We start from the raw sequence: 14688 nt of genomic DNA, 5'->3' as shown, positions 1-14688 counted from the left end.
AGTCTATGAATGTTTGAACCTAAGCAAATTCCTTTTCAAACTAAATAATAGCAGCGCACAAACTGCAGCAATGCCTGTAATAATATACCACGTATTGTCAAAACCAAGCCTGCTGGTCATTTGCAAACCAACATTATGGCTGAAAACATGAGCGATGGAAAACGAAATGGTGTACAGCGCCATGTACTCGCCTTGGTTTCCTTTCTTAGCCCTGTCTGTGGCAAAGGCGTTGGAATAGGGGAAAGCCACCATCTCTCCAAAGGTCATCAATAGCATACCTATTACCAGCACGCCAGACCAACCGGTTAGGTTCAATACAAACAAGCTCAGGCCGGTAAGTACTGCCCCGAAAAAAACAACTCCTAGCTTGCTAAAGCTTGTTGTTTCCAACCATTTTATCAGCGGCATTTCGAATACAAAAATAAGAAACCCGTTCAAGCCAAGGATAAGCCCAATCTGGAATTCACTCAGCGCATGTATGTCTTTATAGTAAATAGTGATGGTGGAAAAATACTGCAAAAATACAAATCCAAACAGCGTCATCGCCACCAAAAAGATCAAGTAAGCCTTGTCCTTATAGGGCGAAACCGGATTGCTGTTCACCACAGTTTCCATCACTTTTACCTTCTTCGGATTCAATACCTGAACCATCAAAAAAGCGGCGAGGATACAGGTGACACCATCTACCCAAAACAAACCAGCATAGCTCAAACCCGTGACTATAAGTCCGCCAATAGCCGGACCAGCCGAAAAACCTAAGTTGATGGCAAGCCTGATCAGTGTCAGCGAACGAATGCTGTTTCCGGGCTTGCTATACGCATTCAGTGCTACGAAAATGGCAGGTCTGAAAGCGTCGGCTGCGAGCATCACCACAAAAATACCTAGACAAACCGTGGCAAAGGAATTGGCAAACTGCAAGGCAACGAACAAGACACCGCTGGCAAACAGGCTTCCCACCATCACCTTGTAGTACCCCACTTTATCTGTGAGTTTTCCACCAAGCCAAGAACCTGCAACAGAGCCCAAGCCAAAGGCACTCATCACCCAGCCCACATCGTTCATGGTAAAACCCAATCCCTCTTTGAGGTACAAGGAAAGAAAGGGAATCACCATGGTGCCTGCTCTATTGATAAGCGTAATCAATGCTAACCACCATACTTCCGTAGAAAGCCCCTTAAACGTGTTTATGTAATTTTTGAATAGCGTTTTCATTAGTACATTTTTTAATCATGCTTCTTTTTAAATTGGGTTTAACTACTGTTTTTCGGTCGACTAAAAACAAAAAAGTCCGACTCTAGAGCCGGACTTTTACATATTGTAATATCTTATAAATGATATCACCACAATATATAACAAGCCCGACCTCTTTCCCTTAGAGAGGTTGATTGCTTCCAATACATTGAAATGACATTCGTATACATAGGTATCTCTTTTATCTTTTGATGCCCTAAAGCTAGTAAAATATTTTTAGGCTACCTCAATTTTTGAAGAATTGGTTGAAAATGATTGGATAAAGGTTTGTATAGTGTGATGGGTGGTTGGGTAACGGTATCGTATATGAGTAGTAGCGGATTTCTACTCACAAACCTATCGGTTTAGAACTGATCTTTGTTTTATGTCTATACTTTCGTTTTATCACTTAAACCGCTATTACTTATACACATTATTGTGGTGCGTTTTTATCATTTCCAATCATTTAGATTGTCAGAATTAAAGGGCAATGGTCAGAAACCTCTGGTTCAAAAACAACCTTAAAATTCAAAACGTCGATTTGGTCGTTTACTAACATATAATCCGCGAATTTACTTTCCTTTTTATAATGGGAATTTCGAGTTCCTTTTGTTGTTCGTGTGGTAACTAACTCAGTAAGTCCAGATTCTGACAAAATTTTCAGTGTCTCACTATTTGGTTCTACATTAAAATCTCCGCAGACTATAAGATTTTCATTGTTTTCAATCAATCCATTTGCAAGAGATAACAATTTTTGTGCTTGAATTGCTCTTTCAGGTGTGTCCATTTTTCCGTTCAAATCTCTTAATCCGTGCATATGAGCAACAACAATTGGTCTATTTGTTTTATAATCAAATACTTTAACAGCGTGTGCACTTCGAGAACGAGGATGTTCTCCATAATCATAAGGCGAATAAGATTTATGCACAAAACCTTGTAACTGTCCGATTATTGGATAGGAATTCCTCACAAATGTTGCTAATCCCCATTGTGATGGAATTTTAGTGTCTTCATCCCAAAGTACTCCTTGAGAAGCTGGACAAAAAGATCCAATGTGTTCAGGTAATGCCGTTTGGACATCTCGAAAAAAGTTTGCTCTTTGCGAAAGAATGTGATTTCCATCTTTGTATATAAGCCAGTCTTTTTCAGATTCAGGTGTATGTACAACTTCTTGCAAGCAAAGAATGTCTGGATTTTCTTTTGTTAAATATGGAAGTAATTTGTCATAAAGTTTTCCTCCCCATCCATTTAAACACATTATCTTCATATTCCAAATTCTCTTTTAATTTTCTGTTTTCTTGAATGCACCACAATGGTTCGGCTATGGTTAGTATGGGAATTAATAAGCGATTAACTTCCGATTAAGAACTTAGCCAAAACTTTTTATTTTGTTTTGTCTTTTTTATTGTAAAGCCAAATCAAAAGATTTGGCAGACTTGGTTAAAAGGCCTAAACTTTGAATTGAGCACCAAAATCCGTATTAATTGTACAAATTGTTTTAAGTAAGCTTTTAAATTCCTTTTGTTGTCCATCAGACTAATTCTTTTACAGCAGTTCCAGTTATCTTGATTTTACCACCAAAAGGCAAAGCTTCTGCTTGATATATTGTTCTTGCAGGTCGGTTATTTTCAGGAAATAATTCCATATACAATTTATTGATTTCAGGTAAGTCTTTTAGATTATCAAAAGCAATGTCAATAAATACAATATCTTCTTTCTCAAATTCAGCATTTTTTATAGCGGAAAAAAAATTAGAGAATGCTAAATTTCCTTCTTCTAGTATTGTTCCAGAAATATATTCACCTTTAATATTTACAGATAATTGACCACTCACAAAACACATATTGTTCACAACGACTGCGTGACTAATAGGATTCGACCAGTTAGGAAGTCCTTCGCCTTTTGTTATATATTTTTTGTTATTCATAAATTCATTTAATTCGTCTTCATTTTTTTTTAGCTTACGGTATCGGCTATGAGTAGTTGCATGGTTTAGCGATTAACTTTGCAAGTACACACCAAACTGAAAATCTGCGAGGATTTTCAGAAGTAGACGAGAACAAGCAATTACTTATAGCAAATGTTATTTATCTTTTTTTATAATTTCATAAATCTTATCTGATATTTCAAAAACATTTTGGTGCTTTTGGTTTGTTAAGACCACAATGGTAATTCTGTCTTGTTTAAATCTTCGTGCAACACATTCGTAACTCGCAGTTGAACCGTGATGAGAATGCTCGATAATCTTATCATTTTCCCATACGGTATATCCAAGAGGCGATTGAATATTATCACCTTTTTTAGCTTGTTCGGATAGTTTTTTTACAGATTTTTTATTGATAACCTTAAAATCTCCCAATCCTTCAAACCAATTTGTCATATTTCTGGCGGTCGAACTGAATAAAAGACTTTTTGTTGATAGTTTGTAATCATCTTCTTTAAAATCTGCATTGAAAGGAATTGCCATTAATGTTCTATCCTTATATGGATATTGTTCTTTGATGATTGTATTTTCCATCCCATAAACATTGAATATATTTTCTTGCAAATATCTATTAAACGTGGTTTTGGTTATGTTCTCCACTATTTTAATCAACAAAATGGGATTACTATTTGAATATAAATAATCTGAACCTGGCTCAAATTCAAGGTTTTTAATAGATTTCAGCTCTTCTAGTATATCATTATCATTTACATTAATTCCTTTGCTAAAATAAACGTCCCAACCAATTGTTGGCAATCCACTTGAATATTGTAATAAATTTTGAACAGATATCTCTTCAGACCAATTTGGTAATTCAAGAATATATTTGGAAATTTTGTCGTCTAAATTTATTAGATTTTTCTCTTGTAGTTGCATTATTGAAACTGCTGGAAATTCCTTGTATATTGAACCAATATTAAATCGATATTCCATAGTCAATTTTGTGTTTTTTGAGCCATCTGTATAACCAAATGACTTTTCGTAGAGAGTTTTTCCGTCTTTCGTTACCAATACATTTCCGTTAAGTTGTCCTTTTTCATGAAGGTCGTTTAAATAAGTATCGATATTCTCATTATTCTTGCAACTAAAAAGAGAAATAATTAGGCTTAGCAGAAAGATTTTGGTCATAATTTTAGTCATTTTGATTTATTCGATTGATGTTTATTATTTAGACTAATTGATTTCTTTTGTGTTACAGTTTTTTTCTAATATTTGCTAACGGTTAGTATATGAAGCGTAGCATCCCGAAGGGTGCTATGATTTTATATACCGTGTGTGCGCCTTGAATGGTGAATATAGCTCATGAACTTGAGTGTTCCAAAGGGTGAAAGACTGGGCGTCCCCGACCCGTATGCGCGGGAGTCGTTACCCGAAGCAAAGCAAGTGGCAAGGTTGCTTGGGGCGACCCAAGGACTGAAGTAAGCCAGACTGCGGTATCTGTACTGACGAACAGGAACTGGATACAGAGGCTATTAGGTCGGATGAGGTACCACATGCTGCCGAAGTCCAAAGCCCTTGTTTTCGATTGGGGACAGTGCCGAAATAGTAGATTCAGCAGGGATAGATACAAGGATATTCATCTTACCGAGGGAGGTCTCGACATCGGAAACGGAGTTGAGAAGTCAGCAGAGGCCATAGTACCGACCGGGAAACGAGCTGCTAGAGAAAAGCAGAGGCCTCACAGGAGAGGGAAGGGCTGAACATTAAATCACGTTGAAATTCGTGAAGGAATCTTCGCAAGATGATAGCCCCACTTAAGACAACAAGACAGAACAAGGATGATAGAAAAAGTACTACAAGCGAGAAACCTGGCCAAAGCTTGTCGCAAAGTGATAAGCAACAAAGGTTCGGCAGGAATTGATTTTATGGATACAGACGGACTAAAGTCATTCGTTGATGGAAACCGCTCTGTAATCGCACTTGATATTCTCAACCGTAAGTATGTACCGACTGCTATCAAAGGAGTAGAGATCCCTAAATCAAACGGGAAAACAAGATTGCTAGGAGTTCCAACTGTGGTGGATAGATGGCTTCAACAAGCGGTAAGCCAACAATTAGCAGCCAAATTCGAACTAGAGTTTGAAGGCGAAAGCTATGGTTTCAGGCCGCAGAAGAACACCCAAAAGGCTGTACGACAAAGCTTGAGACACATCAACGATGGCTATCAAGATATTGTAGATATCGACTTGAAAGGGTTCTTCGATGAAGTGCAACACTACAAACTCCTGCAACTGATCTACGAAAAGGTAAAGTGCCCCACAACCTTGTGGCTCATCCGAAAATGGCTACGTGCCCCAATCCAGATCAACGGAAAGTTGCACAAACGTCGCAAAGGAGTGCCACAAGACTCACCTTTGAGTCCGTTGCTGTCGAACATAATGCTCGACCAACTGGATAAATACCTCAAAAATGAAGGTTGTAGATTCGTACGCTATGCCGACGACTTTAGTATTTATACTAAGTCGAAAGCAGCAGCCAAGAAGACTGGGAACAAGGTTTTTCTTTACTTAAAAGACAAGCTAGACTTACCGGTCAATCTTGAAAAGAGCGGAATCCGCAGGCCAGTAGGTTTTGAAGTGCTAGGCCATGGTTTTACACCGACCTATAAGAAGGGGGAAAAAGGCAAGTACCAACTCGTAGTAAAGGAAGGGAGTTGGAAATCCTTAAAACGAAAACTCAAGTTTATCACCAAGAAGACATTGCCCTACAGCCTTGAAGAACGAAACCGTAGACTCAACGAAGTTTCAAGAGGATGGATTAACAACTTCCGGCTCGGAAGCATTTACACCAAACTCAAAAAGCTAGACGAGTGGCTGCGGAACCGACTTCGGTATTGCATATGGCACGACTGGAAAAAGCTTGAGCGTAAACGTAAAAACCTCATTCGTTTAGGAGTGGAACAAGGTATGGCCTATGCTTGGAGTCGAACACGGATGGGAGGCTGGGCAGTTGCCCAAAGCCCTATTTTACGTACGACCATCACCGAGGTCCGCCTAAAGAAGAGAGGGTACATGAGTATGACTGACTACTACCAAAAAGTGAAGGTCTGATTTAGTGAACCGCCGTATACGAGAACCGTACGTACGGTGGTGTGAGAGGTGCACCGTGGGCTTATGGCTCACGACCGCCTACTCGATTAGCAAATGTTATTATATTTCTTGTAGAATCTAGGGAATAGTTTTTTTATGTCCTCAATCCCTTCCCAATTAAACTCTAATTTTGGAAAGTCAAAATTTAACTCTGATTTATCAAACTTTGAATATTTATCATCAAAATCCCAGCCTGGGTCAATACTCTCAGGATATTTCTTCTCATAAACATAGTAGCTAAAAGAATGGAACTTTTCACACCTTCCATTTATATCCTTTGTTGTCTCAAATGAATCTACTAGGTCATCTGGACTTGCTTTAAGTATTTTATAATATTTGTCCTTTCCTTCAGTAATCAACCAAGAACGATAGTCGCTAAAACTGTCATCGCTACAACCACAAGTCGCTGTGTATGCAATAGCCCACAAATCAGAAGTATAAGCTTGATAATAAACCCAATCTTTGTATAAATTAAATCGAAATATTTCTTCATCCTCTCTATCAGCAATTATATCAATCAAGAGGTCAACCTGTAAATCCTTATTATCTGGGAATTTTTGTTTTGAATAATCAATAATCTCCCAAAACTTACTTTCATTAAAATCTATAAAAAATCCATCCTCTTTCTCCTTGTCTCTGTATTTCTTAAAATCTTCGACAACAGTATCACTTTTCTTTTTATCATTTGATACAGTTTTACATCCGAATATAATTGATAATAGTCCCATTAATCCAATTAGTGTTATTTTATTGATTTTTATCATAGCTTATTGATTATCATAGCTGTCCTGCCTAATTGTGGCTAACGACCCGCATATGGGTAGTGCGGGATTAACCCCACAAAACTTTCAATATGCTAAGTAGCCAAATGTACGATTTTACACCTAAATGTCAAAAATACAAATATCTCGTCAAATCGTAGATTTGGCGGGGCTCAAAAAGTGCTCGGAACGCCTGAAAACACTCACTCGCCCGCATTACCTATAATGCATTGTTGTGGGTAGTTTTAGTAGTTCCATGGATTAAGGTATAAGTGATTATCATCGTAATCGAGCTCTTCCTGAATTGTAAATTTTGTTTCAATGTCTTTTAGCATCTTATCGTATTCTTCTGAGTAGTATTTTTTTAAAGCTCTTCGTATCATTCTGAGATTATTTAACTTATATGCTTCACTTTTGTATTCTTTAACATCAATGAACTCCTGGATAACCTTTGTACATTCTTCATCTTTGTATTTAGCCAATGCGTTGAAATAGTAGTCATGCCCTTGATTATCCCACCCTTTATTAATTGAAGCCTTATATTTTAATAGCCCATGAATAAACTCTGGATGATTAAACTCTTCAATAGCCATAAAAAAAACTTTGTAACCACTAAAATAATCAGTGTAATTCCATCCAGCATCTATTATGGGTATATCCTCTAATCGCTGATACCTTGCAAGTGCAACTAATGCGAACTTTCCTTTTAGTCCATCTTGAGCAATCTCTCTAATAAAACTATAATGTTCCGGTTTTGGTTTATGGAATAGAAGTATATCATCCAGAGTCTTTAAGTGTTTATACTTGCGAATAATTAGGTCAGACACACTATCTTTTTGAATTGAGTTTAGGTCTTGGGCTATGTATGTTAGCATCATATCTGGCGGTGTCGATGCATAGCCATAATCATCTGTAAAAGTTGAAATCTTTGTGGTATCGGACAACTTATCAATTAGAATAGAAAATAGGTCGACATACCCTCGCTGCTGAAGTGCCCCAAAAGCATATGTTCTAACAAAAGGATTTTCATCTTGGACTAAATTTACTAAGTCATCTATTTTTGCACTATCCCTTAAAAACTGATATGGATGGTAAGGGTTAAAATCTTTGTTATTGTATGAGTAAATTTTTATTCGAAAACTGTCAGGATAGACTACAGGAGTATTATCATATTCGGAAAATGCTTTAATTTCTTGTAATCTATTTGAAAGAGTTATTTTATAATCTCCATTTGCACAAGAATAGAAAGTTATCAAAATAAGAACAAATATTAATTGCTTCATGGTGTCATAATTAATTACCCACAACGGTTAGTATAAGAATAGTAGCCGACTGCGTGGCACTTTCTTGTCAAGTTACAAGAAAGTTGAAGCGGGCTACAACCCTTAAATTTGCTACTGCCTCGGCTATTATTTTTATACATTGTTGTGCGTTCGTTTATTTTTATTGTCAATCCATAAATTTATTTCTTTGCTTTCTTCTCATAATCAAGTAGAAGTTTATTCAAAGAATCAATCTTTTCTTTATCTACTAGTTCTAACTGACAAAGAGAGTCAACATATGAATTAATTTCTCGGAATTGATTGTCAGTTGTAATTTTTCCCTTTTCTACTATTTTATCAATCCGTTTTAGAAAATCTTGGAAAATATTTATATCATGACCAGTTTTTCTTTTTAAGTATTCATTGAATTTAAAGTCTTTGGTCTCTACCTGCATTTCTGTCAAGTCACGAAACCATTTTTTCATTTTGGTCAATCTACTTTTCCTAAAATCGTCATTTGCAGTTTCCTTTAACTTCTCAAAATGCGACTTGCTGTCAAATCCGTTATGTTGGAAATTTAATTCTGGAGTATCAAGATAGTAATCAAGTGTCGCAATAACTAAATCATGATATTTTGCAAGTTCTATCTTTTTATCCTCCATTTTCTTTAAGCTTAATATGTCTCTTTATTGATTATTCCACCAATTTAAAATTTCCTCTGTAAACTGATGAACATCATTGTCAATTGGGTCTAAACCGTAATAAGTTATCAATTCACTTTTTAAATTCCTAAATAACTTTTCTTTATCCGACCCCTTTGTCAAATGACTTAGAATTTTATGATTCAAAGCGTCAAACTCATTAGATGGTGCACCAGGTATCAAATCCCAACTATTTATTAGTTTTCTTAAATCCTTTTCCCAATAATAAAATTGACTCTTCATAAATTGCTCTATCTATCTTTTAGTGCACTGCGCAAATGACGCACAACGTCTGGATATACGAATGTCGCATATCTGCCCTTTGTCCAATGTTCGTATATCCAAACTGTTTTTTTTAAAAGAAAAGTGTTATATCTTTGTATATCAACTTTTTAAGCCAGATGCATAAATTGGATATACGAATGTATCATCTGATAGCCCCAAACATAAATCCCATTCAAACTAATACCGAAATATAACCGATAACTCCCACTATTCCCAAAATAATAACAATGTTTTCAACAACCTGTTTACTTAAACCATTTTAGAGTTTTACAAACTTTCAATTGACTAGATGACTCTATCGTTTTCCAGAGAATGCTGCAAGGAAGACAAAGTTACGCAGAAAGTGTAGGTGGAGATTTCGCAGCTACGTGCATGACTCTTTTCTTTCTCATCACAAACCCCTCCCTAACCCGTGACCCGTGTCATTCCTGCGAAAGCAGAAATCTCCCTCCAATTTGATGGGAACGAGTGGCAGAGTAGTTACTAAAAACCCCGACATCGCTAGCAGCAATGTCGGGATTACATCAGTCATAAACATTAATTAAGCCTTTGCCTTTACGGCTTTCGCTTGTGTGCTAGCTAGGCTCGGGGGTAAGCTTGTAAGATTCCTTTGAAGCGTTTGAACCAATCGTGGAATTCGGCTTCCAAGGCTGACAAGGGCGGTCCCCGTCGAGTATTAGCTTGAAGTAAATGCCTCTATCTGCCACAGGGCTTTTCCCGCCCACGACGTGTGAAGATAAAACGGGGCAATTATTGGGGAATAAGTGCAGAGCGACGGGGTTTAAAATGATTGGATAATGGTTTGAATAGTGTGATGGATGGCTTGTAACGATCTTGTATATCAAAAGTAGCAGTTAAGAACCAATCTACAAGTTTAGCTCTTAACTGCTTTTTTAGATATACGTTATTGGCGACTGGCTTTATTCAACTTTAACATTCCCATTGGTTCTCACATATACTATAATATCATTTTCTGAATTATTAGAAATTGTATGAATAGCTTTGCCATTTGAGCTAAATGAACTTCCTGGATCTAATACTTTTGTTTCTTGATTTTGAGGTAGCGTATAATTCAATACTCCTTGTATCACAACCGAATGTAAAACCGTCCCATCTGTTTGTATTGTACCAATAAATGTTTTTGGAAGTTTTACAAAAAGTCCTTTCGAACCATTATGATCCCAAAGAAAGCTTATTTCTGCTTTACTTTTAGAATCAACCCAGTTTGTCTTTTCACTGTTTAACCATACTACATTGGAAGCATCTATGTTTGTAGGCCGTTCGCCATTGTCAAATGATTCCTCAATTGGCTTAACCAAATAAGGACCATTGTCTATCTCTACTAACGCAATATTTTCTTCACCTTTAGCAGCAGTAATATGTGATTCTCCTTGTGGTTGTGTCCAGAAACTACCTGGTTTCATCCACATTTTTTCTGCTTTTGGATCATCATTGTGTATACTTCCCTTAATTACAACAGCTCTGTAAGTAATATTATGGATATGAGGTGGTGAAGAAAACCCATCAACAAATTTTGCAAGAAATCCAGTCGCAACATCACCTTTTCTATCACCCCAAATTGTTCCAGCTTGTGGGCTTTGATCCCCTCTTGCAGGATTTAATTTTTCCCATTTAATCTCCGAGCTTAACACAACTTTGTTAGTTGGATTTTCAATCTGTTCTAAACTATTGATTTCGGACTCACTCTTTATTCTCTTATTATCATTACATGAGACTAAAAACAAGAATATTATTCCGAGTGATAATTGCGTTAATCTTAAATTCATAATGATATTTTTCTAATTTTCAACAACTACTTTTCCAATTGCATTTTTACTTTCAAGTCTTGCGTAAGCCTCTCCTACATTTTCTAATGAAAACTGTGTTTCATCTAATAAAGGTTTCAAACCTCCTGCCTCAACAATTTTAGCAATATTGCGTAAAATCTCTCCGTGTTGTTCTCTATGGAAATTATGTAACATTGGTATAAGCATAAACACAACGTGTAGAGACAGCCCTTTAAAGTGCATTGTAGATAAATCAATTTCGCATAGTGAAACTGTGGTTGCAATTTGAGCATTAAGTGCCGCTGCATCAAAAGACCTCAGCAAGTTTTCTCCTCCTACAGTATCATATATGATATCGAACCCAACACCATTAGTGTATTTATTTACATAATCTTTAACTTCTTCAAGTTTAAAATCTATGGATTTCGCACCCAAACTTTCAATAATTCCCATTTGCTTTTCTCCATCACCAGTTGAATAAACATCTGTCCCAAAATGTTTGGCCAGTTGTAATGCAACATGTCCTACTCCGCCAGTTCCACCATGTACCAAAACTTTCTGTCCACTTTTAATATTTGCACGTTTTAGGCCTTCATAAGCTGTTATCCCTACCAAAGGAAGAGCAGCAGCTTCTTTCATTGTCAGATTGTTAGGTTTGAGTGCAATTAGCCTGCTATCAGCAGCGACATATTCAGTAAGAGTTCCCTGTAAATCGGCTAAACCACCTACACAACCGAAAACTTCATCTCCTACAGAAAATTCAGCAACATCTTCTCCTACTTTCTCAATTGTACCGGCAAGGTCCATCCCTAAAATAGCTGGGTTTTCAGGCGAAAAAGGCAAGTCCTTTCCCATATTACGAATCATAGTATCAACTGTATTAATACTTGACGCGGAAATTTTCACTAAAACCTGCCCACTTTTTACTATGGGTTTTTCTACTTCTATGGATTCAAACTTTGCATTTTCTCCATATTCATTAATAACCATTGCATTCATATCGTATTGGATTTTAATTACTATAAAATTTATAGTTGCAAACTTAAATATAGTGTTATACCTTTGCAATAACGGTCAAAAATGATAGTATACATTTTATGGAAAAAGCAAAACCAAAAATGCTCAAATTCAGGGATAATGAATATCCTTGCTGTGCAAGCCTAACAATGGGAATAATTGGTGGAAAATGGAAAACAGTTATTCTTTTTCATCTTATGAATGAAAAATTGAGGTACAATGAATTGAGAAAATCTATGCCTACTGTAACTGAAAGAACATTAAGTTTACAGTTAAAAGCATTAGAAGAAGATGGCTTGATCAAAAGAAAGGTTTACACTTCAAAACCACCTTTAAAAGTTGAGTATTCCTTAACTGACTTTGGTAAAACGTTAATTCCGTTAGTTCAATCTATTGCAGATTGGGGCGACTCTGTGGTTGAAAGATTCTCAAAATAGGTTTTCAGTTTAGCTTATTGCCAACGCCGCATATATACACTGTTATATACCGTGTTTTTTCTTTCACCAAACTAAGTGTTTTTATTCGATGAAAGATGAGTTATTTAAAGTTATCGAAACTTCCTTCGATGTAATATTTTTCTTTTTCTAATTTAAAACCTTTTTCCATTTATCAGACTCTGCAAATTCTTTAATGGTTTCATTTCTTATTTCTAAAAGTGATTCCATATACTTTTTGAGGAATAATTTGTCTGCAATTTTGCCCAATATTCCCAATGGTGATTCATAGTCAAAAATATCTATCATTAAAGTTTTACCTTCGGATTCTTTGAAAATGTGCTCATGTTTGAATCTTTTAAAAATTCCTTTTTCCATTTCATCGACAAAGTAATCTGGCATTTTGAATTCAGTTATTTTTGAAGTCAAAGTTTGATAAACTCCAAAGTGTTTTGCTCTCCAAGTTACTGATTGATTTGCACTTATTAATCCTGAAGTTACTCCTGCTATTGCTTCCTCATTTGTTTGCTTTGTTGAGATTTTATGAAGGTCTATACTTCTTGATAAATCAAAAACAATTTTTTTAGGAGCATCAATTTCTGTTTCTAATTTTATTATAGGCATTGACTCTTCATTTTTTCTTTTTTCATGGTGTATAACATTTGAATAAAAGGACAATTCCTCTTATTTCCTTTATACATATACCTCAAGTTAACTTACAAATCCAAAGGGTAACAATATTCTTAATCACCTTGTGGTAAAAGTACCTGAACATACCTCAAGTCCGTCCCTCTTTCCAATAAATGTGTCGCAAAACTGTGCCTTAGCATATGGAGAATTATCCCCGTCGTGGTCGTTTTTTTTACGCCCACGACGTTTGAAGGTAAAACGAAAAAGTATTGGGGAGTAAGCTTCAAAGCGACAGGGGCTTTGAGAAAGACCTCGTCTTGGCGACCCTATAATGAGCGATCAACTCCTACTTTGTGGAAGACTATCGATTTGCGTCAACCGTACGCCCGATTGTAAGCCATCGGCTTAAAAAAAGTCCTTAATAAAAGTGAAATAGTTGATGATTTGTAAGATGACCGAAATCACCCCAACAAAAATCAACATAGGTTGGATTCGTCTGGAGACCTTTTCCAACGCTTCGACTTGGGAGAAAAGATACGTGATATAAAATAGGAATCCCCCTAGCATAGGAGAATAGTAAAGTACCGTCTGCCCTTCACCAAAGAACTGTGAAAAACTAATCGATGTACCGAATGCATAAATAACCAGCCAATGAACGCCAAATAGCATCAGCTGCATGATGAGACTCGTTAGCGTGGTGCTGAGCCATCCCAAACCGTCATCCTCCTTCTTCTGTGCATCGCTATTAATAATCGTCACCATGTATATGGGCAAAAATACATGCAACAATACCCGCAACCATAAATTGAGGGGCAGCTTTGGGCTCTCAATGCTTAAAAAATGGGGCACCACATCCATCACATTCACGCCAACCAACACAATCGCGCACAGTAGCAATATCGGGAAAAAGATAAACCCCAGTATATTGCCCTCCATCCCTTTGAGATGTGTAGATATGCTGAAGCCTACCGCTATCCACACGCCTAATGACACCAAAAAGTATTTGGGTTTGAATACCTGCCAAACATAAACTTCGATACTAAAAATAGTACACCACAAATAGGTAAGCCCCAGAACAACACCAACATACAAGCCGGTGAAAATCAGATAAGGAATAAGATTGAGTTTGTGCGTATTCCCTCCACTTGGCGTAAAATACTTTTTCCCTTTACTCATGAATAAGATCAAGTATAATAGGAAGCAAAATGGGCTAAGGGCTAAATTGATGATGCTAATGAGCATAAAAGAAAGATAGTTGTTGTTATGAATCGTTTTACCTAGTTCAATGTGCCAAATAACCTGTGGGCAAGAGTCAGATGTGCGTAATATTAGTTCTTACTACAGGTAGATTGTTCCAAAAACACGCAATTTAATCATTATCATTAGTAGTTGACATAACCACGCTGACCCTAATGATTATTGCACTTGATTCTAAGCAAAAGAGCCATACTTGCTAGGGAAAAGGGAAACCAAAATCTGGGACAGGCTATACAGCGTTGTTCTCTGGT

General features: G+C 36.6%; 15 protein-coding genes. 2 read left to right on the top strand and 13 right to left on the bottom strand.

The genetic code is table 11. The features are described 5' to 3' along the window. Positions 1 to 3: 3 nt before the first annotated feature. The 4 genes from R9C00_11260 to R9C00_11245 all read right to left on the bottom strand — a co-directional run bounded on the left by R9C00_11260 (position 4) and on the right by R9C00_11245 (position 4342). Complete coding sequence (locus R9C00_11260) at positions 4 to 1212, bottom strand: MFS transporter (protein WPO38030.1); 1209 nt, start codon at positions 1210 to 1212, stop codon at positions 4 to 6. Between the two features lie 484 nt (positions 1213 to 1696). After that, positions 1697 to 2497 (bottom strand): endonuclease/exonuclease/phosphatase family protein, encoded by an 801-nt coding sequence (locus tag R9C00_11255; GenBank protein WPO38029.1) that lies wholly within the window; start codon positions 2495 to 2497, stop codon positions 1697 to 1699. Between the two features lie 264 nt (positions 2498 to 2761). Then, positions 2762 to 3157: a RidA family protein gene (locus R9C00_11250; GenBank protein ID WPO38028.1), complete on the bottom strand. Its 396-nt coding sequence runs from the start codon at positions 3155 to 3157 to the stop codon at positions 2762 to 2764. A gap of 156 nt (positions 3158 to 3313) precedes the next feature. Next, positions 3314 to 4342 (bottom strand): serine hydrolase domain-containing protein, encoded by a 1029-nt coding sequence (locus R9C00_11245; protein ID WPO38027.1) that lies wholly within the window; start codon positions 4340 to 4342, stop codon positions 3314 to 3316. 650 nt (positions 4343 to 4992) lie between these two features. On the opposite strand from R9C00_11245, the gene ltrA reads away from it, so the two are divergent. Beyond that, positions 4993 to 6264: a group II intron reverse transcriptase/maturase gene (ltrA, locus tag R9C00_11240; GenBank protein ID WPO38026.1), complete on the top strand. Its 1272-nt coding sequence runs from the start codon at positions 4993 to 4995 to the stop codon at positions 6262 to 6264. Positions 6265 to 6350: 86 nt separating this feature from the next. On the opposite strand, the gene R9C00_11235 is transcribed toward ltrA, so the two are convergent. The 6 genes from R9C00_11235 to R9C00_11210 all read right to left on the bottom strand — a co-directional run bounded on the left by R9C00_11235 (position 6351) and on the right by R9C00_11210 (position 12098). Beyond that, the gene (locus R9C00_11235) at positions 6351 to 7067 is read right to left on the bottom strand and encodes a DUF4240 domain-containing protein (GenBank protein ID WPO38025.1); all 717 of its coding nucleotides are present in this window, start codon (positions 7065 to 7067) and stop codon (positions 6351 to 6353) included. Positions 7068 to 7309: 242 nt separating this feature from the next. After that, positions 7310 to 8347, bottom strand: a complete 1038-nt coding sequence (locus tag R9C00_11230; GenBank protein WPO38024.1) for a hypothetical protein — start codon at positions 8345 to 8347, stop codon at positions 7310 to 7312. A 179-nt stretch (positions 8348 to 8526) separates the two neighbouring features. Continuing rightward, entirely contained in the window at positions 8527 to 8988 is a 462-nt protein-coding gene (locus R9C00_11225) for a hypothetical protein (protein ID WPO38023.1), read from the bottom strand. Between the two features lie 24 nt (positions 8989 to 9012). Then, positions 9013 to 9270 carry a hypothetical protein gene (locus tag R9C00_11220; protein ID WPO38022.1) on the bottom strand — a complete coding sequence of 86 codons (258 nt, stop codon included), beginning with the start codon at positions 9268 to 9270 and terminating at the stop codon, positions 9013 to 9015. Positions 9271 to 10232: 962 nt separating this feature from the next. Beyond that, positions 10233 to 11099, bottom strand: coding sequence for a DUF4437 domain-containing protein (locus tag R9C00_11215; GenBank protein ID WPO38021.1), 867 nt, complete (start codon positions 11097 to 11099; stop codon positions 10233 to 10235). 12 nt (positions 11100 to 11111) lie between these two features. Beyond that, a complete protein-coding gene (locus R9C00_11210) occupies positions 11112 to 12098 on the bottom strand; it encodes a zinc-dependent alcohol dehydrogenase family protein (protein WPO38020.1) in 987 nt (328 codons plus the stop codon). A gap of 98 nt (positions 12099 to 12196) precedes the next feature. Between R9C00_11210 and R9C00_11205 the strand changes: the two genes are divergently transcribed. Next, positions 12197 to 12553: a helix-turn-helix domain-containing protein gene (locus R9C00_11205; protein ID WPO38019.1), complete on the top strand. Its 357-nt coding sequence runs from the start codon at positions 12197 to 12199 to the stop codon at positions 12551 to 12553. 147 nt (positions 12554 to 12700) lie between these two features. Here the strand turns inward: R9C00_11205 and R9C00_11200 are convergent, their stop codons facing one another. From R9C00_11200 to R9C00_11190, 3 genes are all read right to left on the bottom strand, one after another. After that, on the bottom strand, positions 12701 to 13174 hold the full coding sequence (locus R9C00_11200; GenBank protein WPO38018.1) for an SRPBCC family protein: 474 nt from the start codon (positions 13172 to 13174) through the stop codon (positions 12701 to 12703). A 119-nt stretch (positions 13175 to 13293) separates the two neighbouring features. Further along, positions 13294 to 13422: a tyrosine-type recombinase/integrase gene (locus R9C00_11195; GenBank protein ID WPO38017.1), complete on the bottom strand. Its 129-nt coding sequence runs from the start codon at positions 13420 to 13422 to the stop codon at positions 13294 to 13296. A 163-nt stretch (positions 13423 to 13585) separates the two neighbouring features. Next, a complete protein-coding gene (locus tag R9C00_11190) occupies positions 13586 to 14356 on the bottom strand; it encodes a hypothetical protein (GenBank protein WPO38016.1) in 771 nt (256 codons plus the stop codon). Positions 14357 to 14688 lie beyond the last annotated feature (332 nt).

It is taken from the genome of Flammeovirgaceae bacterium SG7u.111, from assembly GCA_034044135.1.
GTDB lineage: Bacteria > Bacteroidota > Bacteroidia > Cytophagales > Flammeovirgaceae.
Note: the sequence above shows the minus strand (reverse complement) of the source record. Positions and strands in the feature narration are given on the sequence as shown.